The sequence below is a fragment of the Bradyrhizobium sp. SPXBL-02 genome (genome assembly GCF_051853065.1).
Taxonomy (GTDB): domain Bacteria; phylum Pseudomonadota; class Alphaproteobacteria; order Rhizobiales; family Xanthobacteraceae; genus Bradyrhizobium.
On sequence record NZ_CP182474.1, the window covers coordinates 3654981 to 3680991 of the forward strand.

The 26011-nt window shown below is 65.3% G+C and carries 24 protein-coding genes; 18 read left to right on the plus strand and 6 right to left on the minus strand.

What is annotated here, in order from left to right:
* Positions 1-103 precede the first annotated feature (103 nt).
* The gene (locus ACNJYD_RS16950) at positions 104-2524 is read right to left on the minus strand and encodes a lytic transglycosylase domain-containing protein (protein ID WP_212255105.1); all 2421 of its coding nucleotides are present in this window, start codon (positions 2522-2524) and stop codon (positions 104-106) included.
* A gap of 279 nt (positions 2525-2803) precedes the next feature.
* On the opposite strand from ACNJYD_RS16950, the gene dapA reads away from it, so the two are divergent.
* The 4 genes from dapA to ACNJYD_RS16970 all read left to right on the plus strand — a co-directional run bounded on the left by dapA (position 2804) and on the right by ACNJYD_RS16970 (position 5293).
* Positions 2804-3694, plus strand: coding sequence for a 4-hydroxy-tetrahydrodipicolinate synthase (gene dapA / locus ACNJYD_RS16955; RefSeq protein WP_212255106.1), 891 nt, complete (start codon positions 2804-2806; stop codon positions 3692-3694).
* 52 nt (positions 3695-3746) lie between these two features.
* A complete protein-coding gene (mscL, locus tag ACNJYD_RS16960; RefSeq protein ID WP_212255509.1) occupies positions 3747-4160 on the plus strand; it encodes a large conductance mechanosensitive channel protein MscL in 414 nt (137 codons plus the stop codon).
* A gap of 73 nt (positions 4161-4233) precedes the next feature.
* Positions 4234-4707, plus strand: coding sequence for an SsrA-binding protein SmpB (gene smpB / locus ACNJYD_RS16965; protein WP_025036727.1), 474 nt, complete (start codon positions 4234-4236; stop codon positions 4705-4707).
* 4 nt (positions 4708-4711) lie between these two features.
* Positions 4712-5293, plus strand: coding sequence for a peroxiredoxin (locus ACNJYD_RS16970; protein WP_172783422.1), 582 nt, complete (start codon positions 4712-4714; stop codon positions 5291-5293).
* Here ACNJYD_RS16970 and ACNJYD_RS16975 read toward each other — a convergent pair.
* Positions 5290-5964, minus strand: a complete 675-nt coding sequence (locus ACNJYD_RS16975; RefSeq protein WP_212255107.1) for a uracil-DNA glycosylase — start codon at positions 5962-5964, stop codon at positions 5290-5292. The genes ACNJYD_RS16970 and ACNJYD_RS16975 overlap by 4 nt on opposite strands.
* Positions 5945-6589 carry a LabA-like NYN domain-containing protein gene (locus ACNJYD_RS16980; RefSeq protein ID WP_025036724.1) on the minus strand — a complete coding sequence of 215 codons (645 nt, stop codon included), beginning with the start codon at positions 6587-6589 and terminating at the stop codon, positions 5945-5947. The genes ACNJYD_RS16975 and ACNJYD_RS16980 overlap by 20 nt, the downstream gene beginning before the upstream one ends.
* Positions 6590-6918: 329 nt before the next feature.
* Between ACNJYD_RS16980 and rpoZ the strand changes: the two genes are divergently transcribed.
* From rpoZ to ACNJYD_RS17050, 14 genes are all read left to right on the plus strand, one after another.
* Entirely contained in the window at positions 6919-7311 is a 393-nt protein-coding gene (rpoZ, locus tag ACNJYD_RS16985; protein WP_007603391.1) for a DNA-directed RNA polymerase subunit omega, read from the plus strand.
* Between the two features lie 205 nt (positions 7312-7516).
* Complete coding sequence (locus ACNJYD_RS16990) at positions 7517-9805, plus strand: RelA/SpoT family protein (RefSeq protein WP_439367051.1); 2289 nt, start codon at positions 7517-7519, stop codon at positions 9803-9805.
* 45 nt (positions 9806-9850) lie between these two features.
* Positions 9851-10603: a pyridoxine 5'-phosphate synthase gene (locus tag ACNJYD_RS16995; protein ID WP_439367053.1), complete on the plus strand. Its 753-nt coding sequence runs from the start codon at positions 9851-9853 to the stop codon at positions 10601-10603.
* Positions 10600-11019 (plus strand): holo-ACP synthase, encoded by a 420-nt coding sequence (gene acpS, locus ACNJYD_RS17000; RefSeq protein ID WP_439367055.1) that lies wholly within the window; start codon positions 10600-10602, stop codon positions 11017-11019. The genes ACNJYD_RS16995 and acpS overlap by 4 nt, the downstream gene beginning before the upstream one ends.
* Positions 11020-11268: 249 nt before the next feature.
* Positions 11269-12033, plus strand: a complete 765-nt coding sequence (gene lepB, locus ACNJYD_RS17005) for a signal peptidase I (RefSeq protein ID WP_172783427.1) — start codon at positions 11269-11271, stop codon at positions 12031-12033.
* Positions 12030-12896, plus strand: a complete 867-nt coding sequence (rnc, locus tag ACNJYD_RS17010; protein WP_172783428.1) for a ribonuclease III — start codon at positions 12030-12032, stop codon at positions 12894-12896. Before lepB ends, rnc begins: the two co-directional genes overlap by 4 nt.
* Complete coding sequence (gene era / locus ACNJYD_RS17015) at positions 12886-13812, plus strand: GTPase Era (RefSeq protein ID WP_172783429.1); 927 nt, start codon at positions 12886-12888, stop codon at positions 13810-13812. Before rnc ends, era begins: the two co-directional genes overlap by 11 nt.
* A 21-nt stretch (positions 13813-13833) precedes the next feature.
* A complete protein-coding gene (locus ACNJYD_RS17020) occupies positions 13834-14214 on the plus strand; it encodes a hypothetical protein (protein WP_439367058.1) in 381 nt (126 codons plus the stop codon).
* A 181-nt stretch (positions 14215-14395) separates the two neighbouring features.
* The gene (locus ACNJYD_RS17025; RefSeq protein ID WP_212257604.1) at positions 14396-15724 is read left to right on the plus strand and encodes an IS1182 family transposase; all 1329 of its coding nucleotides are present in this window, start codon (positions 14396-14398) and stop codon (positions 15722-15724) included.
* Positions 15725-15853: 129 nt separating this feature from the next.
* Positions 15854-16606, plus strand: coding sequence for a DNA repair protein RecO (gene recO / locus ACNJYD_RS17030; protein WP_439367060.1), 753 nt, complete (start codon positions 15854-15856; stop codon positions 16604-16606).
* A gap of 101 nt (positions 16607-16707) precedes the next feature.
* The gene (locus ACNJYD_RS17035) at positions 16708-16995 is read left to right on the plus strand and encodes a hypothetical protein (RefSeq protein ID WP_172783432.1); all 288 of its coding nucleotides are present in this window, start codon (positions 16708-16710) and stop codon (positions 16993-16995) included.
* A 61-nt stretch (positions 16996-17056) separates the two neighbouring features.
* On the plus strand, positions 17057-19315 hold the full coding sequence (gene parC / locus ACNJYD_RS17040) for a DNA topoisomerase IV subunit A (RefSeq protein WP_439367062.1): 2259 nt from the start codon (positions 17057-17059) through the stop codon (positions 19313-19315).
* Between the two features lie 392 nt (positions 19316-19707).
* A complete protein-coding gene (locus tag ACNJYD_RS17045) occupies positions 19708-21258 on the plus strand; it encodes an ABC transporter substrate-binding protein (protein ID WP_439367064.1) in 1551 nt (516 codons plus the stop codon).
* A 4-nt stretch (positions 21259-21262) separates the two neighbouring features.
* Positions 21263-22807, plus strand: a complete 1545-nt coding sequence (locus tag ACNJYD_RS17050) for a GMC family oxidoreductase (RefSeq protein ID WP_439367066.1) — start codon at positions 21263-21265, stop codon at positions 22805-22807.
* 638 nt (positions 22808-23445) lie between these two features.
* Here the strand turns inward: ACNJYD_RS17050 and ACNJYD_RS17055 are convergent.
* The 3 genes from ACNJYD_RS17055 to ACNJYD_RS17065 form a co-directional block, all read right to left on the minus strand.
* Positions 23446-23703 carry a hypothetical protein gene (locus tag ACNJYD_RS17055; protein WP_172783436.1) on the minus strand — a complete coding sequence of 86 codons (258 nt, stop codon included), beginning with the start codon at positions 23701-23703 and terminating at the stop codon, positions 23446-23448.
* A gap of 92 nt (positions 23704-23795) precedes the next feature.
* On the minus strand, positions 23796-25181 hold the full coding sequence (gene chrA, locus ACNJYD_RS17060) for a chromate efflux transporter (RefSeq protein WP_439367068.1): 1386 nt from the start codon (positions 25179-25181) through the stop codon (positions 23796-23798).
* Positions 25181-25999, minus strand: coding sequence for a chromate resistance protein ChrB domain-containing protein (locus ACNJYD_RS17065; RefSeq protein WP_212255118.1), 819 nt, complete (start codon positions 25997-25999; stop codon positions 25181-25183). The genes chrA and ACNJYD_RS17065 overlap by 1 nt, the downstream gene beginning before the upstream one ends.
* Positions 26000-26011 lie beyond the last annotated feature (12 nt).

A 26011-nucleotide genomic window follows, 5' to 3' on the forward strand; every position in this document is an offset into this window, starting at 1 on the left:
CTTCCGGCAGCAGAGATAACCGCACGAGAACGGGCGAGACTACCATCTCGGACCCTTCCACTCCTGGAAGGTGTAGGTTGGGTTCAAGCCGCAGGAAGCGCGGCTATTCCACGCTTCCGGCGCCGCGGCGCAGATCGGCTTCGATCTGCAAGCGGGTGCCGCCGCCGAAGCGGGCGCGGTAGACCTGAAGGTTCTCCATGATTCGCTGCACGTAGTTGCGCGTCTCGGAGAACGGAATCAGCTCGACCCAGTCGACGGCGTCGACCTTGGGGTCGCGCGGATCGCCGTAACGCTCGACCCACTTCTTCACGCTGCCGCGGCCGGCATTGTAAGCGGCGAAGGTCATGATGTAGGAGCCGCGATAATCCTCGAGCAGTCCGCCCAGCTCCGCCGAGCCGAGCGTGGCGTTGTAGACCGAATCGTTCTTCAGCCGTCCCAGGTCATAGGTTGCGCCATGGCGCTTGCAGACGTAGCGGGCGGCGTCGGGCGTCACCTGCATCAGCCCGTAGGCCTGCGCCGGCGACACCACCGACGGGTTGAATGCGCTTTCCTGCCGCGCGATCGCATAGACGATGCTGCGCTCGACCTCGGGGCCGATCGGCGTGAACTGAGGAATGCCGTTGACGGGGTAGGCATAGAAATCGAACGGCAGGCCGCGGTTGAGTGCGGCCTTGCCGAGCAGCAGCATGCCGCGCGCATCGCTATAGCGCTGCGTCAGCTCGCCGAGGCCGGCAAGCGCCTCGGGATCGCCGTTCTCGCCCATGTCGGCGAGCATGGGCACCGCGAGCTCGCGCTCATCGAGCTCGTAGAGCAGTTGCGCCGCGCGCACGATCTCGAGCCGCTCGGCGCCGCGCCCGCGCGGCTGGTTGTTGAGCTCGATCTGCGGCAGGCCGAGCTTTGCGCGCGCGAGCTGGCCGTAATAGCTGGTCGATTGCTCGGCCGCCCGCGCATAGGCGTTGCGCGCCTCCTGCTGGCGGCCCATCGCCTCGGCAGCGCGGCCCTGCCAATAGCCGGCACGCGCCAGCGTGGTCGGATTGACGCTGCCGACGCCGATGCGGGCGAAGTGCTGGGCGGCTGTCGTGGGGTCGTTGAGGAAGCGCAGCGCGATCCACCCGGCGGTGAACTCCTGCTCGGTCTTGTAGATGTCGCGCGAGGGCAGGGCGGCGTCGCGCGCAATCAGATAGGCGCTGCGGAATTCCTCGGTGTCGATCATCTTGCGCGCTAAGAGGCGCCGCTCGATCCACCATTCGTCGAGATTGTGGAGGCGACCCGGATCCTTCGGCGCGGACAGCATCAGCTGGGCGGCTTCAGTGAACTTCTCCTCGCGACGCAGGAGCTGGATCTTGCTGAAGACGAAGCCGGGATCGCTGTGCAGCTCGCGCGGCACCGCATCGAGCAGTGCCCGCGCGTTCGGCGCCTTCTTGACCGCGGCGATGCGGGCCTTGGCGAGCGCGACATAGCCGGCGCCGAGGCGCTTGGCGGCGCGCAGCGCCGCCTCGTTCTCGCTGCCGTAGAGCAGGTTGTCCATCCGCGCTTTCTGGTCGCCCGGCGTGAGCAGGGCGCCGAACTGGTCCAGCGCGTTGTTCTCGGTATCTTCCGACATCGGGTCGCCGCGCCAGGCCTCGCGCACCAGCCGCTCGGCATTGGCGCGGTCGCCGCGAGCGAGCATCGCCTTGGCGAGCGTGAAGCGGCCCTTGGCGGAAATCGGCGACTCGTTCTCGAACCACGACCACGCGACCGTCTCGTCGCGCCTGTCGTCCCACATCGCGGCCTCGAGGCGCCGGCGCAGGAAGGTCTGCGACGGCCAGCTCGGATTGGCGGAGAGGAAGGCGCGATAGCGTTCCACGGTCGCGCCATTGTCGTCGCTGCGCAGGATGATCCATTCGGCGAGCTTTCGCGCGACCGGATCGGAGATACCGGCCGCGGCATTGGTGGCGTCGCCGGCCTTGCGCTTGCGCACGAGCTCGATGACGCTCTCCAGCGTGTCCTTGTCGGACTGCGACGTCGACGATGTCGCCGCGACGGCAGCCGGGATGACCGGCTTGCGCGGCGTTGCATGCTGGCGGGTTGCAGGCGCCAGCATGGGAGCTGCGGCCGGCCTCGCGGGGGCTGGCGCAGCCGGTTTGATCGTGGCCGTCACGGCCGGGGCGGGGGCTGCCTTGGGCGGCGCGCCGCTCACAGTCGGCGCCGCCTTTGGCGCGGCTGCAGGGGTTGCGGCCGCAGGCTTGGGTTTGTCGTTGGGCTTGTCCTTCGCCGGTTCCTTGCTGGCGTTCTTGCCGGCGTCGGGCTTCTTCGCGGCGTCCTTGGCGGGGGTGCCAGGCGCACCCTTGCTCGCGGCTTTCGCGGCGTCCTTGCCGGTTCCCTTGGCTGTGTCCTTCGCTGTTTCCTTGGTCGATCCCTGGGTCGATCCCTTGGTCGCGCCCTTCGCCGCGTCCTTGGCGGCCGGCTTGGCGGGATCCTTGGTTTCCGCGGCCGTCTCGTTGGACTTGGCGAGGGCGGCGCAGCCCATCGACAGCCCTGCCATCAGGCACACGGCCATACCCAGGGATCGCCATGCGGCAGAAGCAAAGGAGGTCACGGCGTTTCGTCGCCCCGAATCAGTGAAGTGGCTCAAGACCTAGCTGAATTTGCTTGAATATGCGGAGAAAATACCAACAGCCGCTTACCTCGGGCCGATTTGCACCAGCACCGCGGCAAAATCGCGGCCTAAACCCAGCCGCGCACAGACCGCGGGCCTTTTACCGGCCGGATAGACCCGATATGAAGGGAGCTTGCTCAAGAAAGCCGCGTACGGAGGAAGTCCATGGCAGCCAAGACGAAATTCCGAGGGTCGTTCACCGCCTTGGTCACCCCGTTCAAGAACGGCGCGCTGGACGAGGCGGCGTTTCGCTCCCTGGTCAACTGGCAGATCTCCGAGGGCACCAGTGGCCTCGTTCCGGTCGGCACCACCGGCGAGAGCCCGACGCTCAGCCATGACGAGCACAAGAAGGTCGTGGAATGGTGCATCGCTGAAGCCAAGGGCCGCGTGCCCGTCATCGCGGGGGCCGGCTCCAACTCGACCAAGGAGGCGATCGAGCTCTCGCAGCACGCCGAAAAGGCGGGCGCGGACGCCGTGCTGATCGTCACGCCCTATTACAACAAGCCGACCCAGGAAGGGATGTACCAGCACTTCAAGGCGATCAACGATGCGATCGGGATTCCGATCATCATCTACAACATCCCGCCGCGCTCGGTGATCGACATGTCGGTCGACACCATGAAGCGGCTGTGGGAGCTGAAGAACATCGCCGGCGTCAAGGATGCCACCGCCAGCATGGTCCGTGTGTCGCAGCAGCGCGCGGCAATGGGTGAGGATTTCAACCAACTCTCCGGCGAGGACGCCACCATCATCGGTTACATGGCCCATGGCGGCCATGGCTGCATCTCGGTGACCTCGAACGTCGCGCCGCGCCTGTGCTCGGAGTTCCACGCCGCCTGGCAGAAGGGCGACACCAAGACGGCGCTCGCGATCCACGACAAGCTGATGCCGCTGCACAACAACCTCTTCATCGAGAGCAACCCGGCGCCGATCAAGTACGCGATGTCGCTGCTCGGCAAGCTGGACGAGACGTTGCGGCTGCCGATGGTTCCGGTGTCCGAGCCGACCCGCGTTGCCGTGAAAAGCGCGATGGTTCACGCCGGCCTGATCAACTGACGCAATAGCCGTTCGGGGGGCCTTTCATGAGCGTGACGAAAAGGGCGCGCGTATGCTCAAGGAGTTCCGTGAGTTCGCCATGAAGGGCAACGTCGTCGACCTCGCGGTCGGCGTCATCATCGGCGCGGCCTTCGGCGCCATCGTCACCTCGCTGGTCGGTGACGTCATCATGCCGATCATCGGCGCTGCGACAGGCGGCCTCGACTTCTCGAACTACTTCATCCCCTTGTCGAAGGCGGTCACCGCCACCAACTTAGCGGATGCGAAAAAGCAAGGCGCCGTCCTTGCTTACGGCAGCTTCCTGACGCTGACGATCAACTTCATCATCGTCGCCTTCGTGCTGTTCCTGGTGATCCGCGCCATGAACACCTTGAAGCGCAAGGAGGAGGCGGCGCCCGCCGCTCCGCCAAAGCCGTCGGCCGAAGTCGAGCTGCTGACCGAGATCCGCGATCTCCTCAAGAAGTGACGCGCCCACTTCATCCGAACTGTTAGAATCCGAGCGCATCTCGATCAGGTTTGCCCGTCAGGTTTTGTAGGTCATGGCCGATAAGAACGAACGTCCGATCAAGGTGATGGCGGAAAATCGCAAGGCGCGTTTCAACTACGCCATCGAGGACACGATCGAGGCGGGCATTGCGCTGACCGGCACCGAGGTCAAGTCGATCCGCAACGGCAAGAGCACGATCGCGGAATCCTATGCCGATTCCAAGAACGGCGAGATCTGGCTGATCAACGCCACCATTCCCGAATATCTGCAAGGCAACCGCTTCAACCACGAGCCGAAACGGCCGCGAAAGCTGCTGCTCCACCGCCGCCAGATCAACAAGCTGATCGGGGCGGTCGACCGCGAGGGCATGACGCTGATCCCGCTCAAGCTTTACTTCAACGAGCGCGGCCGGGCCAAGCTGCAGCTGGCGGTTGCGAAGGGCAAGAAGCTGCACGACAAGCGCGAATCCGAGAAGAAGCGCGACTGGAGCCGGGAGAAGGGCCGGCTGCTGCGGGCGAGGGGATGACGAGATGAATCAACGGAACCTGCTCGAGGTCGACTGGAGCCAGATTCCCGCGCCTTCCGACGACGGCGCCGCTGCCCATCTCGAGGGCATGACATTGCCGCCGATCGGCCTGCTTGCGACCGACGATACGTCGGTCACCCTGTCGGCGCTGCGCGGCCGAACCGTGGTGTTCGCCTATCCCCGCACCGGAGAGCCCGGCAAGATCGCGCTGGTCGACGATTGGGACATGATCCCGGGAGCGCGCGGCTGCACGCCCCAGACCTGCGCATTCCGCGATCTCTACGCCGAGCTGAAAGCCGCCGGCGCCTCGCACGTGTTCGGCCTCTCGACCCAGAGCAACGACTACCAGATCGAGATGGCTTCGCGCCTGCATCTGCCGTTCCCGGTGCTCTCGGACGAGAAGCTGGCGCTGACGCGCGCCTTGAACTTGCCGACCATGGAGGTCGCGGGCCTGACGCTGATCAAGCGCCTCGCGCTTGTTATCGACGACGCCAGGATCACACACGTGTTCTATCCCGTGTTTCCGCCCGATCGGAACGCCGGCGACGTGCTGGCCTGGCTCAAGGCGAATCCCGCCAATAGCTAGTCGAGATCCGCCTTCACCTTCGCGAACACCGATCTGAACATGTCCGGGGTCAGCACGCCGGTGTTCGTGTTGTAGCGGGAGCAGTGATAGCTGTCGTAGAGCCTGAACGCGCCGGCCTGATGCACCGCGCCATGGCCGAAGGGAGCTTGTGAGGCCTTCAGGTTCAGCGGCTTGAGCACGCTGTCGTGCGCAATCCGCCCGAGCGCGACGATCGCGCGCAGGTTCGGCATCGTCGCCAGATTGGCCACGAGGAACTGGCGGCAGGTGTTGATCTCGACCGGCAGCGGCTTGTTCTGCGGCGGCACGCAATGCACGGCATTGGCGATCCGGCAATCGACGAGTTTCAGGCCGTCGTCCGGGCGCGCCTGATAGGTGCCCCTGGCAAAGCCGTATTCGATCAGCGTGGCGTAGAGCAGGTCGCCGGCATAGTCGCCGGTGAACGGCCGCCCCGTGCGGTTGGCGCCCTGCATTCCCGGCGCGAGGCCCACGATCAGGAGGCGGGCCTTGATGTCGCCGAAGGGTAAAACAGGCGCATTGTGCCACGATGGCTCGCGCGCGCGGTTCGCCTCGCGAAAGGCGACCAGGCGCGGACAGAGCGGGCAGTCGCGGTCGGGAACGACGGTGAGAGGCTGGCGGCTTGACCGTGCCGCCTCACTCCTCGAAGTCGTCATCGCCCCTCGGCGCCATCGTGGTCGCGCGCTGGAGGAATTGCGGGGCGTGATGACGTTCGCCACGCTCGCCGCGGTCACGCGGGGCGGGGCGCTCGGACGGATCGCGGCCGAGCTTGGATTGCAGCTCGACGAGATCGGTGAAGACGTCGGCCTGGCGGCGCAGCTCGTCGGCGATCATCGGCGGCTGGCTGGCAATGGTGGAGACCACCGTGACCCGCACGCCGCGGCGCTGGACGGCCTCGACCAGCGAGCGGAAGTCGCCGTCACCCGAGAACAGCACCATCTGGTCGATGTGCTCGGCGAGCTCCATGGCGTCCACGGCGAGCTCGATGTCCATGTTGCCCTTCACCTTGCGGCGGCCGGAGGCGTCGATGAATTCCTTGGTCGCCTTGGTGACGACGGTGTAGCCGTTGTAGTCCAGCCAGTCGATCAGCGGGCGGATCGAGGAGTATTCCTGGTCTTCGATGATGGCGGTGTAATAGAACGCCCGCAACAACGTACCGCGGCTCTGAAACTCCTTCAGCAGGCGCTTGTAGTCGATGTCGAAGCCGAGGGTTTTCGCCGTCGCGTAGAGATTGGCCCCGTCGATGAAGAGCGCGATCTTGTTGGTAGGAGAAGGTGACATTCAGTTTGCTCGCGTAGCGTTCGTGATTGATCGTTTTTTGTTGGCGCGGCGACAGTGGGCCGCGCAGTTCTAGAGTGCCGCAGAGATCCGTCGAAACCGCAAATCCGGAGAAGTCGGGGCAATCAAGGTATAGTTATGGCGGACTTGCATGCACCCGGCGCCGCCCCCAACGGCAGCCCGGAAAACCACCCGTCCCAGCCCCAATGTGGGGGTAGCAGAGCGGTTTGGCGAGGCCAAATCACAAAATGGCCTTGCGAAACCGTCCCGGCCCCTATAACTAGCCCCAATCATCCACATATTTCGTCCCACCCACAACGGAGCGACAGTCCATGGCTCGCGTCACCGTAGAAGATTGTATCGACAAGGTCGACAACCGGTTTGACTTGGTCCTGCTGGCCGCCCACCGTGCCCGCATGATCTCGTCCGGTTCACAACTAACGGTTGACCGCGATAACGACAAGAACCCTGTTGTGTCTTTGCGTGAAATTGCCGAGACGACGATCTCGCCGGAGGACCTCCGCGAGGAGCTGGTCCACTCGCTCCAGAAGTTCGTCGAGGTGGATGAGCCCGAGCCGGATACGGTGCCGCTGATCGGTTCCGCGGGCGCAAGCGTCGATGCCGACGACACCGAGGTCGCGGTGGAGCGCATGACCGAAGAGGAGCTGCTGAAGGGCCTGGAAGGCCTCGCGCCCCCCGAGGAGCAGCCCGAGGAAGACGAGTAATTCCTCCATCGCGATCATCTTCTTCTTGTGATCATATCAAAGGCCCGAACCGCTGTTCGGGCCTTTGCTTTTGTTGACCTTTTCGTGGTTACCATAGCGCTGCGGTTGGCGCTTTGCCCTGTCACTGAATTGATCGGACACGAGCGCGATCGGAGTTAGGATGTATGCAGCGGGCCGGTTCGAGCCCGTTTGAAGGCAGGACGGCATGGTATATCGGCGCCGCAGATCCACGCAGATGCAGGCCGCAACCGAATCGGTTGCCGTGGCCCCGACTGCGCCGGTCGCGCGCCCGGCCAGGCCCCGCGCCCGCATGATGCGTCAATATGACCTCGTCGAGCGCGTCAGGTCCTACAATCCCAACACCAACGAAGACCTGCTGAACCGGGCCTACGTCTACGCCATGAAGGCGCACGGCTCGCAGACCCGCGCCTCGGGCGATCCGTATTTCTCGCACCCGCTCGAAGTGGCGGCGATTCTCACCGACCTCAAGCTCGACGACGCCACCATCGTGGCCGCGCTGCTGCACGACACGATCGAGGACACCGAGGCGACGCGGGCCGAGATCGACCAGATCTTCGGATCCGAAATCGGGGCGCTGGTCGAGGGCCTGACCAAGCTGAAGCGGCTCGAGCTGGTCTCGCGCGAAGCCAAGCAGGCCGAGAACCTGCGCAAATTGTTGCTGGCCATTGCCGACGATGTCCGCGTGCTTCTGGTCAAGCTCGCCGACCGCCTGCACAACATGCGCACGCTGGATTTCGTGCCCACGGAATCGCGCCGGCGCATCGCCGAGGAGACGCTCGACATCTACGCGCCGCTGGCGGGCCGCATGGGCATGCAGGAGATGCGCGAGGAGCTGGAGGACCTGTCCTTCCGCACCCTCGATCCCGAAGCCTATTCGGTGGTGATGCAGCGGCTCGATGCGCTCGCCGAGCGCAACCGCAACCTGATCGGCGAGATCGAGGACCAGCTCTCCAACAATCTGCGCCATCGGGGTCTGGGGGCGCGGGTCTATGGCCGGCGCAAGAAGCCGTTCTCGATCTGGACCAAGATGGAGCGCAAGTCGGTCGGCTTCGAGCAATTGTCCGACATCTTCGGCTTCCGCCTCGTCGTCAGCGACATCGAGGCCTGCTATCGCGCGCTCGGGATCGTCCACACCACCTGGCCGGTCGTGCCGGGGCGCTTCAAGGACTACATCTCGACGCCGAAGCAGAACGACTATCGCTCGATCCACACCACCGTGATCGGCCCCGGCAATCAGCGCGTCGAGCTCCAGATCCGCACCGAGGCGATGGACCAGATCGCCGAGCGCGGCATCGCCGCGCACGTCTTCTACAAGGAGGGTGTGGGTTCGCCGACCGAATTCCTCAAGCGCGAGTCCAACGCCTTCGCCTGGCTGCGCCACACCATCGGCATCCTCTCGGAAAGCGCGAACCCGGAGGAATTCCTCGAGCACACCAAGCTCGAGCTGTTCCACGACCAGGTGTTCTGCTTCACCCCCAAGGGCAAGCTGATCGCGCTGCCGCGCCATGCCAACGTGATCGACTTTGCCTATGCCGTGCATACCGACGTCGGCAACAGCGCGGTCGGCTGCAAGATCAACGGCAAGTTCGCGCCGCTGTCCTCGGAGCTTCAGAACGGCGACGAGGTCGAGGTGCTGACCTCGGAGGCGCAGTCGGCGCCGCCCTCGGCCTGGGAGACGCTGGCCGTCACCGGCAAGGCGCGCGCCGCGATCCGCCGCGCCACCCGTACCGCGGTGCGCTATCAATATGTCGGGCTCGGCCGGCGCATCGTCGAGCGCCTGTTCGAGCGCGCCAAGATCGAATACGCCGACGACAAGCTCAAAGGCGCGCTGCCGCGGCTCGCGCGCACTTCGATCGAGGACGTCATGGCGGCGGTGGGGCGAGGGGAGATCAAGGCCTCCCATGTCGCACGTGCGATGTACCCCGATTACAAGGAGGAGCGCATCGCGCGCTACGGCGTCAAGAAGGGGCTTGCCGCCAAGCTCAAGGAGAAGGGGGTCTCCGAACCGGCGCGCAGCCCGGTTGCGATCCCCATCCGCGGCATCAATTCCGACCTTCCGGTGAAGTTCGCGCCGAACGGCGGCGCGGTCCCCGGCGATCGCATCGTCGGCATCGTCACCCCGGGCGAGGGCATCACGATCTATCCGATCCAGGCACCGGCCCTGAAGGATTTCGAGGAGGAGCCGGAGCGCTGGCTCGACGTCCGCTGGGACATCGAGGACTCCGCGCCGCAGCGCTTCCCCGCCCGCATCAAGGTCGAGAACGTCAACGAGCCCGGCGCGCTGGCGCAGATCGCGACCGTGATCGCCGAGCACGACGGCAACATCGACAACATCAGCATGCAGCGCCGCTCGCCCGATTTCACGGAGACGACGATCGATCTCGAAGTCTACGATTTGAAGCACCTGAGCGCGATCCTGGCCCAGCTGCGCGCGAAGGCGGTGGTCGCCAAAGTCGAACGTGTTAATGGATAGGCGCATCTCGCATGCGCCGTTCCCTCTGATTTCGCGAGTCCTGAAATGCCCGCTTCGAAGCTCCGCCTCGGCGTCAACATCGATCACGTTGCAACCGTGCGCAACGCGCGCGGCGGCCGCCATCCCGATCCGGTGCGCGCGGCGCTGCTCGCGATCGAGGCCGGCGCCGACGGCATCACCGCACATTTGCGCGAGGACCGCCGGCACATCCGCGACGAGGACATGGCGCGCCTGAAGGCGGAGATCTCCAAGCCGCTCAATTTCGAGATGGCCGCAACGGACGACATGATGCGGATCTCGCTCGCCACCAAGCCGCACGCGGTGTGCCTCGTGCCGGAGCGGCGCCAGGAGGTGACGACCGAAGGCGGGTTGGATGTGGTCGGCCAGCGCGACGCGCTCGCGCCCTATATCGCGCGGCTGAACGAGGCCGGCATCCGCGTGTCGCTGTTCATTGCGGCCGACCCCGCCCAGATCGAGATGGCGGCGCGGCTACGCGCGCCCGTGATCGAGATCCACACCGGCGCCTGGTGCGATGCCGTCACCGACGGCCACAGCGACAAGGCCGAGGCCGAATGGCGGCGGATCGTGGCGGGAGCGAAGCTGGCCAAGGACGCGGGGCTTGAGGTTCACGCCGGTCACGGGCTGGACTATGCGACGGCGGAGAAGATCGCCGGCTTGCGGGAAATCATGGAGCTGAACATCGGCTATTACATGATCGGCGAGGCGCTGTTCGTGGGGCTGGCCGAGACCGTGCGCAGCATGCGCGCGGCGATGGACCGTGGCCGGAGCCGGGCATGATCATCGGCATCGGCTCCGACTTGATCGACATCACCCGCGTGGCCAGGGTGATCGAGCGCCATGGTGAGCGGTTCCTCGACCGCATTTTCACCGCTGCCGAGCGGGCCAAGGCGGAGCGGCGGGCCAAGAACGAGAAGATGGTGGTGGCGACCTACGCCAAGCGTTTCGCCGCCAAGGAGGCCTGCTCCAAGGCGCTCGGCACCGGCATCAGGCGCGGCGTCTGGTGGCGCGACATGGGGGTGGTCAACCTGCCCAGCGGGCGGCCGACCATGCAGCTGACCGGCGGCGCCCTGGCCCGGCTCCAGGCCCTGACGCCGGAGGGATTCGAGGCGCGGATCGACCTTTCGATCACAGACGACTGGCCGCTGGCTCAGGCTTTCGTCATCATTTCGGCCGTGCCCTTGGTGAAGCCCTGACGCGATCCGGTCGATTTTATAATTCGTATTTGGAATCAATGCCTTATTCAGTTTTGATGCGATCCTTGATTGCGTGGCCTCCGACAACCGTCTAAAAGTCCGCCGACCCAAACCAGCTTGGGCGAATTCGGCTTTACGCCGGAATTGGCCCCCACTATCAGAATCAGGACAATCTCCATGGGCCGCGAAGCGATGGGCTGTTCGCGCCAGGAGGGCGCTCTGTGACCGCCGGCCGGAATTGAGAGAGCAATGAGCGTGACTTCAGGAACGAAAACTGAGAGCGGCGTCGGCGAAACGATCCGGGTCGTCATTCATGCTCTCCTGATCGCGCTCGTGATCCGCACCTTCCTGTTTCAGCCCTTCAACATCCCGTCCGGCTCGATGAAGGCGACGTTGCTGGTCGGCGACTATCTGTTCGTCTCGAAATATTCCTACGGCTACAGCCATTTTTCGATTCCGTTCTCGCCGCCGCTGTTCTCGGGACGGATCTGGGGCTCGGACCCGGCCCGCGGCGACATCGTCGTGTTCCGCCTGCCGAAGGACGATTCCACCGACTACATCAAGCGCGTGATCGGGCTTCCCGGCGACCGCATCCAGATGCGGGACGGGCTGCTCTACATCAACGATGTGCCTGTCGAGCGGCAGCGCATGAGCGAATATGTCGGCGAGGACCCTTGCGGCTCGGAGGGCGGCGGCATCTCCCGGGTGAAGCGCTGGAAGGAGACGCTGCCGAACGGCGTGTCCTATGAGACGCTGGACTGCGCCGACAACGGCTACATGGACAACACCAACGTCTACACCGTGCCGGCCGGCCGCTTCTTCATGATGGGTGACAATCGCGACAATTCCACCGATAGCCGCTTTCTCGGCCAGGTCGGCTACGTCCCGCAGGAGAACTTGATCGGCCGCGCCCAGATGATCTTCTTCTCGATCGCTGAAGGCGAGCATGCCTGGATGTTCTGGCGCTGGCCGTGGGCGGTGCGCTGGAATCGCTTCTTCAAAATCGTCCGATGAAAGACGAAGCAAAGGACATCGCGACCCAACCAATCGAGGCGCAGGCGGGCCCCGAAGGGGAAGCCGCGACCAAGTCGCCCGCAAACAAAACACCGGCCGACAAGGCATCTGCAGACAAGGCGCCTGCGAAGAAGAAGCGGGCGCGGAGCAGCAAGGCCAAAGGCACGGACGCGAATGCGGCGGTCGAAGCGCGCATCGGCCACAGCTTCACTGACCCGAACCTCTTGATGCAGGCGATCACGCATGTCTCGGCCCTGAAGTCCGGGCGCAAGCGCGGCGACAGTTATCAGCGGCTGGAATTCCTCGGCGACCACGTGCTCGGCCTCGTCGTCTCGGACATGCTCTATCACGCCTTCCCGAACGCCGACGAAGGCGAGCTGTCGAAGCGTCTTGCCGAGCTCGTGCGCAAGGAGAGCTGCGCGGACGTCGCCAAGTCGCTCGGTCTCGTCGACGACATCAAGCTGGGCTCGGTCGGCTCCAGTGCCGATGCCCGCCTGCGCAAATCCATTCTCGGCGACATCTGCGAGGCCGTGATCGGCGCCGTCTATCTCGACGGCGGCCATGCGGCGGCAGCCGAATTCGTCAAGCGTAACTGGACCGAGCGTATGCACAAGCCGCGCCGTCCGTTGCGCGATCCCAAGACCGTGCTGCAGGAATGGGCGCAAGGCAAGGGACTGCCGACGCCGGTTTATCGCGAGGTCGAGCGTACCGGCCCGCATCACGATCCGCAGTTCCGCGTCGCCGTCGATCTGCCGGGCCTCGCGCCGGCCGAGGGCATCGGCGGCAGCAAGCGCGCGGCAGAGAAGGTGGCAGCCTCAGTGATGATCGAACGCGAAGGCGTCGGCGGCGGCAATGATGGTTGAAGCAAGCGGCGAGGCACCCAGCGCGACGCGCTGCGGTTTCGTCGCGCTGATCGGCGCGCCGAATGTCGGCAAGTCCACGCTCGTCAACGCGCTGGTCGGCGCCAAGGTCACGATCGTCTCGCGCAAGGTGCAGACCACGCGCGCGCTGATCCGCGGCATCGTCATCGAGAACAACGCGCAAATCATCCTGGTCGACACGCCCGGCATCTTCTCGCCCAAGCGCCGGCTCGACCGCGCCATGGTCTCGACCGCCTGGAGCGGGGCCCACGATGCCGATCTCGTCTGCGTGCTGCTCGATGCCAAGACCGGGATCGACGAGGAGGCGGAGGCGATCCTCGCCAAGGCGGCCAGCGTCAATCACGACAAGATCCTCGTCATCAACAAGGTCGATCTGGTCCAGCGCGAGAAGCTGTTGGCCCTGGCGCAGGCCGCGAACGAGCGCATGAGCTTCGTGCGGACGTTCATGATCTCGGCGATCTCGGGCGACGGCGTGGACGACATCCGCAAGACGCTCGCGGACATGGTGCCGCCGGGCCCGTTCCTCTATCCTGAGGACCAGATGTCGGACGCGCCGATGCGGCAGCTGGCAGCGGAGATCACGCGCGAGAAGATCTATCAGAAGCTGCACCAGGAATTGCCGTACCAGTCCACGGTAGAGACCGACAAGTGGGAGGAGCGCAAGGACAAGTCGGTGCGGATCGAGCAGACGATCTATGTCGAGCGCGAAAGCCAGCGCAAGATCGTGCTCGGCAAGGGCGGCGCCACCATCAAGTCGATCGGCGCCGACTCGCGCAAGGAGCTGATGCAGATCCTGGACGTGCCGGTGCACCTGTTCCTGTTCGTCAAGGTGCGCGAGAACTGGGGCGACGATCCCGATCGCTACCGCGAGATGGGTCTGGACTTCCCGAAAGAATAACCAAGAAAAGATCGGCATTCGATGAGCCTACCCGTCAACGTCCAGCGCTTCGAAGCGCTGCTCTATGCATCGTTGATGCTGGATGCCGTCTCGGTGGCCGTGCAGGACCGCACGCCTAGTGCCGAGGTGACCGAGCAGATGATCATGACCGGGACGTTGCTCGCCGGGGGCATGATCCTCCTGCTGCTCTATTTCGTCCGGCTGGCTGCGCATCATCGCAAGAACTGGCCGCGCTGGGTGCTGGCGGCGGCCCTCGTGCTGTCGGTGATCTCGCTCGGCCAGATCATCGGCGCGAAGGGACTGGAGCTCGACAGCGCCATCGAGATCGTCTCCTGCGCGCTGACGACGATCGGCCTCTATTTCTCCTTCAGCGGCGACGCGCAGGGCTGGTTCAACGCGTGAGATTTTGTGCGGTGCTGTAGGGTGGGCAAAGGCGCGCCTTGCGCGCCGTGCCCACCATCTCATCCTGGTCGCAAAAATTGCGTGGGCACGCTTCGCTTTGCCCACCCTACGAGACTGTGAATCTTTTGTACCGCGCGTCAGACGAATGTGATTCTCTGGGCAGACTGATCTGCTGGAGAGGATGATGGCTGACGACGGACTTTTTGGTGAATTGCCGGAGCAGTCGGCACGAACCGAAGCGGTGCCGCAAGGCGCACCTCGGCTGCGCGAGCCTGTGCGCAATCAGGTCGAATTGCGAGCGGTCGATATCGACAGCCTGATCGGGCAGGATCATCCAGCGCGGGTGATCTGGGCTTATGTCGAAGGGCTGGACCTGAGCGAGCTGGAAGATCGCGTCAAGGCACGGGAAAACAGGCCGGGCCATCCGGCGCCATCGCCACGGTTGTTGCTGGCGCTTTGGCTGTACGCCGCGAGCGATGCCGTTGGCAGCGCGCGGGCGCTGGACCGGCTCTGCGACAGCCACGACGTCTACCGCTGGCTCTGCGGTGGCGTGTCGTTGAACCATCACGGGCTGTCGGACTTCCGGGTCGGCTGTGCCGACTTGCTCGACCGTTTGCTGGTTGAACATCTGGTGGCCCTGAACGAGGCAGGGCTGGTCGATCTGGAGAAGCTGACCCAGGACGGGGTGCGGATACGAGCGAATGCCGGGACCGGATCGTTCCGGCGGGAGGCGACGCTGGATCGGCAGATGGCGCAGGCCGAGGCCATTGTGGAAGAGCTCAAGCGCGAGGTCGATGCGGACCCGGAAGCCAGCAATCGGCGGATCCGGGCCGCCAAAGAGCGGGCGGCGCGCGAACGCAGCGAGCGGGTGCAAGCCGCGCAGGCCGCGCTGGCCGAGATCAAGCGCAAGCGAAAACAGCTCGACGACAAGGGCGGCAATGGCAAGAAGCCGAAGGAGCCTCGGGCCTCCACCACCGACCCGCAGGCCAGGGTGATGAAGATGGCCGATGCCGGCTTCCGTCCGGCCTATAATGTGCAGGTGGCTAGCGCGGCTGGCGAACTGATCGTGGTCGCGATCGATGTCGACAACAGCGGCTCAGATCGTGGCTTGATGCGCCCGATGCTGGAGCGAACGCGCGCTCGGCTGAAGCGCTTGCCACGCCGCTACCTCGCCGATGGCGGGTTCTGCACTGGCGACGACATCGAATGGGCGCATGGCGAGGGCATCGAGGTTTACTGTCCACCGCCCCAATCCAGGAGCGGTGTCGATCCCTTCTTACCCCGGAGCAGCGACGGTCCTGGCATAGCGGCCTGGCGTGCTCGCATGGCCAGCGAAGCCGGCAAGGCACAGTACCAGGCCCGTACCATCTGCGAATGCATCCATGCCCGCTGGCGCAACTGGGACCTCAGGCAACTGACCGTGCGCGGCATCGAGAAGGTCCGTGCCGTCGTGCTCTGGTACGCCCTCACCAACAACATCCTGCAAGGGCATCGTCTCGCAAAAGCATAGATAACCAACAGCCTGACGCCGCCGGCTTCCCCCATCAAGGGGCGATACCACCCCTTGATGCCGAAGCCGAAACAAAACGAATTGGCTCACAGGCTCTACGACAGCTCGAAATGCGATAAGATCTCCCCCATGGAATGGTCCGATGAAGGCATCGTGCTGGGGGTGCGGCGGCATGGCGAGTCTAGCGCCATCGTCGAACTCTTGACGCGCGCGCATGGCCGGCATCTCGGGCTGGTCCGCGGCGGCGCCGGCGCGCGGATGCGGCCGCTGCTGCAGCCGGGGAATAGCGTCAGTGCGGTGTGGCGGGCGCGGCTCGACGAGCATCTGGGCACTTATACGATCGAGGGATTGAAGCTGCGCGCGGCGACGCTGCTGGGGTCATCCTATGGCGTCTATGGCGTCACCCATCTCGCCTCGATCGCGCGGCTCTTGCCGGAGCGCGATCCGCATGAAGACATCTTTGCGCTGCTCGAACATTCGCTCGACGACTTCGACGACATCGGCAGCGCGGCCGTGCACCTGATCCATTTCGAGCTGGCGATGCTCGCCGAGCTGGGTTTCGGTCTGGCGCTGGACAATTGTACGGTGACCGGCGAGACCACGGACCTGATCTATGTCTCGCCGAAATCCGGCGGCGCGGTATCGCGCGGCGCGGGCGAGCCGTGGCGCGACCGGCTGTTGCGCCTGCCGCCGTTCCTGCGCCAGGGTGAAACCGCGAGCGATCTTACCGAGCAGGATCTCCAGGACGGCTTCCGACTCACGGGCCTGTTTCTGCTCCGCCACGTGCTGGAGCCGCGCGGCCAGGGCCATTCAGATGCGCGGGCCGGCTTTATCAACGCCTTGATGCGGCAGCAGGCGAGGGCGGCCATCCCCGCGCCATGACGCAACGGCTGCCCAGCTTTGCGCATTGGCATGCGGTTCCATGGAACGAAATCGGCCCGAGCTGAATTGGGCCCGAGGTTCCACATCGGGGGACAGCCCAAATGTTGATCAAGGGATTCGCCTTGTCCGCGACGCTGCTTGCCTTCGCGCCCGACGCCATGGCCGGCGAGCCGCAGCCCGGGGTATTTCGCCGGGCCTCGTGCACGGTGGTGCGATACTACGTCGCGAAATATTCCGCTGCCGCGGCAGAGACATGGGCGCGGTCCCACGGCGCCACCGAGGCCGAGATCGAGGCCGCCCGCCGTTGCCTGGTCAATGTGCCGGCGCCCGCTCAAGCGCCGGGTGCGGCCAAAACCCAGACCGTCACCGCCGGCTGGGCGGGCCAGTAGGCCGCCCACAGGGAACCATTCGATCCTTGCCCGATTCGCTTCCACGGTTTAACCGGGCGGCATGGGAAAACGAATCGTTCCGCCGGAAGAACCGGCTGAAATCCACGAGGTGCCGCTGCGTGAGGCGCTGGAAGAGCGCTATCTCGCTTATGCCCTCTCCACCATCATGCACCGTGCGCTGCCGGACGCGCGCGACGGCCTGAAGCCGGTGCACCGGCGCATCCTCTACGGCATGCGCCTGCTCAGGCTCGACCCCGGCACGCCCTTCAAGAAGTCGGCCAAGATCGTCGGCGACGTGATGGGCTCGTTCCATCCGCATGGCGACCAGGCGATCTACGACGCCATGGTCCGTCTCGCGCAGGATTTCTCCTCGCGCTATCCGCTGGTCGACGGCCAAGGCAATTTCGGCAATATCGACGGCGATAACCCCGCCGCCTACCGCTACACCGAAGCGCGCATGACCGACGTCGCGCGGCTTCTGCTCGAGGGCATCGACGAGGACGGCGTCGAGTTCCGCGCCAATTACGACGGCCAGTCGAAAGAACCCGTCGTGCTGCCGGGCGGTTTCCCGAACCTGCTCGCCAACGGCGCACAGGGCATCGCCGTCGGCATGGCGACCTCGATCCCGCCGCACAATGCCGCCGAGCTGTGCGATGCCGCGCTGCATCTGATCGAGAAGCCCGACGCGAAGTCGAAGGCGCTCTTGAAGTGGGTGAAGGGCCCGGATTTTCCGACCGGCGGCATCATCGTCGATTCCAAGCAGGCGATTGCGGAGGCCTACACCACCGGCCGCGGCTCGTTTCGCGTCCGTGCGCGGTGGACGCAGGAGGAGGGTGCGCGCGGCACCTGGGTCGTCGTCGTCACCGAGATTCCGTTCCTGGTGCAGAAGTCGCGCCTGATCGAGAAGGTCGCCGAGCTGCTGGACCAGAAGAAGCTGCCGCTGGTCGGCGACATCAGGGACGAATCGGCCGAAGACGTCCGCATCGTGATCGAGCCGAAGTCGAAGAACGTCGATCCGGCGCTGATGATGGAATCGCTGTTCCGGCTCACCGAGCTCGAAAACAAGATTCCGCTGAACCTCAACGTGCTGATCAAGGGCCGCATTCCCAAGGTCGTGGGGCTCGCGGAGTGCTTGCGCGAATGGCTCGATCATCTGCGCGACGTCCTGATCCGCCGCACCAATTACCGCAAGGGCGAGATCGAGCACCGGCTCGAAATCCTCGGCGGTCTGCTGATCGCCTATCTCAACATCGACGAGGTGATCCGGATCATCCGCAACGAGGACGAGCCGAAGCCGGCCTTGATGAAGGCGTTCAAGCTCACCGACCTGCAGGCCGACTCCATTCTCAACATGCGGCTGCGCAATCTGCGCAAGCTCGAGGAAATGGACATCCGCACCGAGGACAAGGATCTGCGCAAGGAGCTGAAGGGCATCCAGGCCCTGCTGGCCTCCGAGACCGAGCAGTGGAAGAAGGTCGGCGAGCAGGTCGGCAAGGTCCGCGACATGTTCGGGCCGAAGACGCCGCTCGGCAAGCGCCGCACCACCTTTGCGGATGCGCCGGAGCACGACCTCGCCGCGATCGAGGAGGCCTTCGTCGAGCGCGAGCCGGTCACCGTCGTCGTCTCCGACAAGGGCTGGATCCGCACCATGAAGGGCCATGTCGAGGATCTCTCGGGCCTCGCCTTCAAGCAGGATGACAAGCTCGGCTTCGCGTTCTTTGCCGAGACGACCTCGAAGCTGCTGCTGTTCGCCACCAACGGCAAGTTCTACTCGCTCGACGTTGCGAAGCTGCCGGGCGGCCGCGGCCATGGCGAGCCGATCCGACTGTTCATCGATCTGGAGCAGGAGGCCGCGCCCGTCGCGCTGTTCGTCAACAAGGGTGGCCGCAAATTCCTGGTCGCGAGCCACGAGGGCCAGGGCTTTGTGGTCAATGAGGACGATTGCGTCGGCACCACCAAGAAGGGCAAGCAGGTCCTCAACGTCGACATGCCGAACGAGGCGCGCGCGATCACCGAGGTGACGGGCGACACCGTCGCCGTCATCGGCGAGAACCGCAAGATGCTGGTCTTCCCGCTCGACCAGGTGCCGGAAATGGCGCGCGGCCGCGGCGTGCGGCTGCAGAAGTACAAGGACGGCGGTCTGTCCGACGTTGCGGTATTCGACTCCAAGGCGGGCCTGACCTGGAAGGACTCCGCAGGACGCGAATTCTCCGCGACCATGAAGGAGCTCGCGGAGTGGCAAGGCACCCGCGCCGACGCCGGCCGCCTGCCGCCCAAGGGTTTTCCGAAGTCGAACAAGTTCGGCCGGGTGATCGGGTAGGGCGATCTGGTGTCCCGGACGCGCTGCAACGCATCTTGCGTTGCTGCGCAGAGCCGGGACCCACGCTGCACGGATTTCTGGGAGACATGGGCCCCGGCTCAGCAGCGCACCGTCGAAGTGACGCTGCGCTGGTCCCGGGCACGAGGGTGTGGCGCGCATCTGTCCCCACATCGTCATTGCGAGCGCAGCGAAGCAATCCAGAATCCCACCGCGGAAAGACTCTGGATTGCTTCGCTGCGCTCGCAATGACGAGAGGCGATAGCGCTGTTCTCCAACTGACATTGAGTACCCCGCAAACGCGTGGCAGCTAGCCGCGAGCGCATACGTGCGGGCACGAACATTGCTTTTTCCTGGCGACTGCAAACGGCTGGTCGAAAGGCAAAAACATCCCAATGCTCAAACTGAAGGCTTTCATTCCGGCGCTGTTCGGCCTCGCGCTGGTGGCGGCGCCTGCGCATGCGGCGGGCAATCTCGTCGCGGTGCTCGAGGCGGAGATCGTCACGCTCGATCCGCATTTCTCCACGGCCTATATTTCGCGCACGTTCGGCTACATGGTGTTCGACACGCTGTTTGCGAAGGATTCCAAGGGCGACATCAAGCCGCAAATGGTGCAGGACTGGAAGGTCTCGCCCGACGGGTTGACCTATACGTTCACGCTGCGCGACGGCCTGAAATGGCATGACGGCCAGCCGGTCACATCAGCCGATTGCGTGGCCTCGCTGCGTCGCTGGGGCACGCGCAGCGCGCTCGGCCGCCGCATCTTTGCGATCACGACCTCCCTCGAGCCGACCGATGCGACAACCTTCGTGCTGACGCTGAAGGAGCCGTCCGGCCTCGTCATCGACGCACTCGGTAATCCCGTCAGCCCGGTCGCGTTCATGATGCCCGAGCGCATCGCGAAGACGCCGGGCGACCAGCGTATCGCCGAGATCATCGGCTCCGGACCGTTCGTCTACAGCAAGGCCGAACACCGCACCGGCGACCGCATGATCCTGAAGAAGTTCGGCGACTATGTGCCGCGCTCCGAGCCCGCGGACTTCCTGGCCGGCGGCAAGCGCGTCAATGTCGACACGCTGGAGATCCGCGTCATTCCCGATGGTGCGACCGCCGCCTCTGCGCTGCAGGCCGGCGAAGTCGATTTCATGCAGTACGCGCCGTTCGATCTGTTGCCGCAGCTTGAGAAGAACACGCGCGTCAAGCTCGTCAACTTCACCGGCGGCAACATGTTCGCCGGTGCCTATCGTCTCAACGCCGCCTCGAAGCCGTTCGATGATCCGGAAATCCGCCGCGTGCTGTGGAAGCTGGTCGACCAGCGCGAAGTGCTGGATGCGCTCGGGCTCGACGCCAAGTACGCCACGCCTTGCGCGACTTACTTCACCTGCGGCACCACCTACGAGAGCAAGGCCGGCACGGAAGCGGCGGCCAAGCCCTCGATCGAAGCAGCGAAGGCTGCGCTGAAGGCGACCAAATATGCCGGCGAGCCCGTCGTCGTGATGCAGGCCAACGACCTCGAAGCCCCGCGCGTTTCGGCGCAGGTGCTCGCCGAGCGGCTGAAGGCTGCCGGCTTCAACGTCGATCTGCAGGTGATGGACTGGGCGAGCGTGCTGGCGCGCCGCGCCAAGAAGGAGGGCTGGAGCGTCTATGGCGTCCACGCCGGCGGCTTCGATCTGGGCTCGCCGCTGACCAATGTCATGGTCGCCTTCAACTGTGCCGACTTCACCGGCTGGCAATGCGACGCGCGCATCACGCCGCTGATGGAAGCCTTCGCCAAGGCGCCGGCCGAGGAGGACCGGAAGAAGATCGCGGGCGAGATCCAGGCCGTCATGTACGACCAGGCGCCCGGAATCCCGTGGGGGCAGTTCGCCCAGCCGGCCGCCTATCGCGCGACTTTGCGCGGTCTGATACCGTCCGCCATCCCGGTGTTCTGGAACGTTGAGAAGTAAGGCGATGTACGATGTCATTGTTGTCGGCGGTGGCTCCGCTGGCGCCGCCGTTGCCGCGCGGCTCTCCGAGGATCCGGCACGGCACGTGCTGCTGCTAGAGGCGGGGCGCGACTGGCGCGCTGACGAGGCGCCCTGGGAGGTGAGGACGCCGAATCCGATCCCGATCATCCACAAGCGCGAGTACCAGGAGAAATGGCAGTGGCCCGATCTGCTGACGCGCCGCGTCGCGGGGCAGGAGCCGCGCTTCTACTGGCGCGGCAAGGGGCTCGGCGGTTCGTCGATGATGAACGGCCAGATCGCGATCCGCGGTGTTGCCGATGCCTTCGACGAATGGGCGGCCAATGGCTGCACCGGCTGGTCGGCGAAAGAGGTGATGCCGCTGTTCTCGGTGATCGAGGACGATCTGCAGTTCGGTGACGCCGAGGGACACGGACGCGGCGGGCCGTTGCCGGTCTATCGCGCGCCGCCGGAGACATGGGGCCCGATCGACCGGGGCTTGCGCGATGCGGCGCTGGCGAGCGGCTATCCCTGGTGCGCCGACGTCAATGGTCCGGATGGCGAGGGCGTTGCGTGCTATCCCATCAACAGCCGCAACTTGCGCCGCATCACCACCAACGAGGGCTATCTCGAGCCGGCGCGCGGGCGCGCCAATCTGGAGATCCGCGGGCATGCGCTGGTCGATCGCGTGCTGATCAGCGACGGACGGGCGACCGGCGTCCGCGTTCATATCGAGGGGCAGGGCACCCACGAGATCAGCGCACGCCAGATCGTGCTGTGCGCCGGCGCCATCCACAGTCCGGCGATCCTGCTGCGCTCGGGCATCGGCCCGGCCGAGGAATTGAAGGCGATGGGGATTAAGGTCGAACGCGAGCTGCCGGTCGGCCGCCATTTCTTCGACCATCCGCTGTTTCGTGCCACGATCCAGCTGCGGGAGGAGATTCGTCCCACCGATGCAGATACGCGCCACACCAATTGCTGCGTGACCTATTCCTCGGGCCTCGCCAATGGCGGCAAGCGCGACATGATTCTGATTGCGTTCAATCATCGCGGCATCGGCGTGCCCGGCGCGATCGGCGCCGGGCTGTTCAACGCCTATTCGCGTGGAACGCTCAAGCTGGCCTCGACCGATCCTGCAATCGATCCCGTCGTCGAGGAGAACATGCTGGCCGATCCCCGCGACATGCTGCGCATGATGGATGCGGTGAAACGCCTCGCCGTCATCACCTCGCAGCCGGCCCTGTCAGGGATTGCCGACTGGATCAGGCTCGCCGACACGGATTTGACGCTGCTGCAGGCCGCCGGCCTGCCCGATCACGAGCTCGACGCCGTGCTGCGCCGTGAGACCGGCGACATCCAGCATGCTGCCGGCAGCTGCCGCATGAGCGGCGTGGGCGACGCGGATGGCGTGGTCAACCCCGACGGCAACGTGAAGGGAATCAGCGGCCTGCGCGTCGCCGATGCCTCGATCATGCCGTCCGATTGCCGCGCCAACACGCACTTCACCACGGTGGTGATCGGGGAAGCAATCGCGCGGATGATGATGCGGTAGTCGGCGGTCAGAATTCAAGCCGCATTGGGATGAGTCACGCGCGCTTCGCGGAAGGGTGCGTGGAGTGGCCGCGGGACTGGAATTAATTCAACGTTGCGCAACATCGTTCCTACGAATGTCGAAAGCTTGGGACGAAGGTCCTCAGGAACGTTTGCGCGCCGCTTTGATTGGCATGTCATCGTCAATCGGAGTTTTGAACAATGCGAAAGACAATCTTCTCAGTGGCCATGTGTGCGTTGCTTGCCGGCGCGTCGATCGGGTTCGCTCATGCGCAGGCAGGAGGAGGCGCGGGAGGCGCAGGTGGAGCGGGCGGCGCAGGTGCGGGCGCCAGCGCCGGAGCTGGAGGAACCAGCGGCGGCTCGGGGAGCGGAACGAGCGGCGCGGCGGGTGGAACAGGGGCGGGCAGTGTTGGCGCCGGCACTGGGACGGGATCCAGCGCAGGTACCAGCAGTGGCAATGGCGCGGGTACCGGCCAGGGCGGCCCTCAGACCATCCGTCCCGGCGGCTCCAACGATCCAACCCGAAAGTAACAACATCCTCGCCGTGTGACTTCAAGAACGGGAAGCTGCGGGTTCAACTCAGCAGCTTTCCCACGGCGTCCGTCGCACAACGGGCCCGCCCAAGGTGGTACGGCCTCTTTATGGACTGAACACGCTGTGGAGAAACCGCTCCTTTTCGCCGGGCGCGTAACCTTGAGAGGCGCCAAAATACGGCTCAGTGGCGCCGTGGGGCGCCGATGGAGGCGGCGCGTAGGCAAAACCTGAAGCGGCACCTGGCGGGATCATGCCCTGACCGGAATGGACAGTCACGTGCCGCCGGTGTGTGTGATGCACCTGTGCCGCGTCGGCAACGCCACCCAAGGTGATCAGAAGACTTAAAGCCAGAATGAAACGCATCGCTGTGTCTCCAAACGCCCCGCCTGCTTAGCTGGCGTTCGGCCGCGGCGTTCCAACCCATTCTGGCCTCACGATTGGTCACATCCCTGGCATCAGATGACTCCCGCTAGCCGCAGCGCCACGCCCGCCGCGCAGCTGCCCGCGAGCACCGTCAGCATGCCGAGCTTGAAGCGGAAGATCGCGGTGGCCGCCGCAATCGCCAGCACTAGCGCCGGCACATCGACGCTTCTCAGCACCGGCATGTCGAAGTTCAGCGGAAACGCATGTACCGGCACGGTCTCGCGGAACAGGGTGTGCAGCGCGAACCAGATCGAGAGGTTGAGGATCACGCCGACCACGGCAGCTGTAATCGCGCTGAGCGCGCCGGCGAGGCCGGTGTTGCCACGCAGGCGCTCGATATAGGGCGCGCCGACGAAGATCCAGAGGAAGCAGGGCGTGAAGGTGACCCAGGTCGCGAGCAGGCCGCCGTAGGTTGCCGCCAGCATCGGCGACAGTCCGCCCGGGTCGCGATAGGCCGCCATGAAGCCCACGAATTGCAGCACCATGATCAGCGGGCCGGGGGTGGTCTCGGCCATGCCGAGACCGTCGAGCATCTCGTGCGGCTTCAGCCAATGATAATGCTCGACCGCCTGCTGGGCGACATAGGCCAGCACCGCGTAGGCGCCGCCGAACGTCACCAGCGCCATTTTCGAGAAGAACAGCGCGATCTGGCTGAACACGTTGGCCTGGCCGAAGGCGACGAGCAGCGCGATAACCGGCACCAGCCAAAGCGCCAGCCATACTGCACCGACGCGGATCGTGCGCGCGGTGTTGGGGCGGATGTGATCGGGCGCGGCCTCGCCGAGCATGCTGTCGATCGCGGCGCCGCTGCCGCCATGACCGTGACCGGCCGGCGCGAATTCCGGCCGGCCGCTTCGGGCGCCGGCATAGCCGATGAGGCCTGCGGCGATGATGATGATCGGGAAGGGCACCGCGAAGAAGAAGATCGCGACGAAGGCCGCGGCCGCGAGCGCGACCATGATGCGGTTCTTCAGCGCGCGCTTGCCGACGCGGACCACGGCCTCGACCACGACGGCGAGCACGGCGGCCTTGAGACCGAAGAACAGCGCCTCGACGAAGCTGACATTGCCGAAGGCGGCATAGATGTAGCTGAGGCCCATGATGGCGATGATGCCGGGCAGGATGAACAGTCCGCCCGCCATCAGCCCGCCGGCGGTGCGATGCATCAGCCAGCCGACATAGGTCGCGAGCTGCTGTGCCTCAGGTCCCGGCAGCAGCATGCAGTAGTTCAGCGCGTGCAGGAACCTGCCCTCGGAAATCCATTTCTTCTCCTCGACCAGGATGCGGTGCATCACCGCGATCTGGCCCGCGGGCCCGCCAAAGCTCAGGCAGGCGACACGGAGCCAGACGCGGAACGCTTCGTTGAAGCTGATGCCGTGACCGGCATCAGCTCCCGTTTGATCGGCGCGAACGTCCATTACGCCTTCACCTTGTTGGTCGGCCAGTTGTGCGTCTCGGTGGTGGCGTCGCGGCACCAGCGGTAGAAGGCATCATAGAGCAGCATGCCGGCCTCGAGCTGCTCGAGGTCGTCGTCATACATGCGCGACAGCCCGAGCGAGGCTGCGAGCAGGCCGGGCGCCTCTGGCGCCAGGTCCGGTCGCGCGGTGTCGGCGCCGCGCACCAGCGTCGCGAGGCGCAGCAGGGGCGCCGTCGCGATGCCGAACTCCTCGATCATCACGTCGAAGGTGCAGAGCTCGCCGCGGTGGCTCCAGAACACGTTCTCGATGTCGAAGGGCGCTGCGCCAAAGCGCTCGCCGACGGCGACCACCTCGGACGGCGCGACATAGAGGAACACTGCGCCCGGATCGACGAAGCGGCGGATCAGCCACGGGCAGGCGATGCGGTCGACCTTCGGCCGCGCCCGCGTCACCCAGACGGTGCGTCCCTTGGCATCGCGCGGCGGCAGCTTGCGGGCGTCGACCAGCGGCAGCTTGGCGGCCTTCCAGCCCTCGAAGCCGCCCTCCAGCGTCTCGGCCTGCGCGCCGAGCTGGCGCAACCAGGCCGCGGTGCCTTGCGCGAGCTTCTCGCCGCGGAGGCAGGAGACCACGGCGCGGCGGCCGGCGAAGGCGCCGCCCCAGTCCGTCACGTTGTCGTGGCTGAGCTTGAGGGAGCCGGGAATCAGCCGCCGGTCGGCGGCGAAATCCTGCTCGGTGCGCACATCGATCAGAACAGGCGCGTTCGCCGTGCCGATCAGGCGTGCCATTTTGTCGGATGATATGGTCGTGAATGTAGACATGATGCGTCCTCG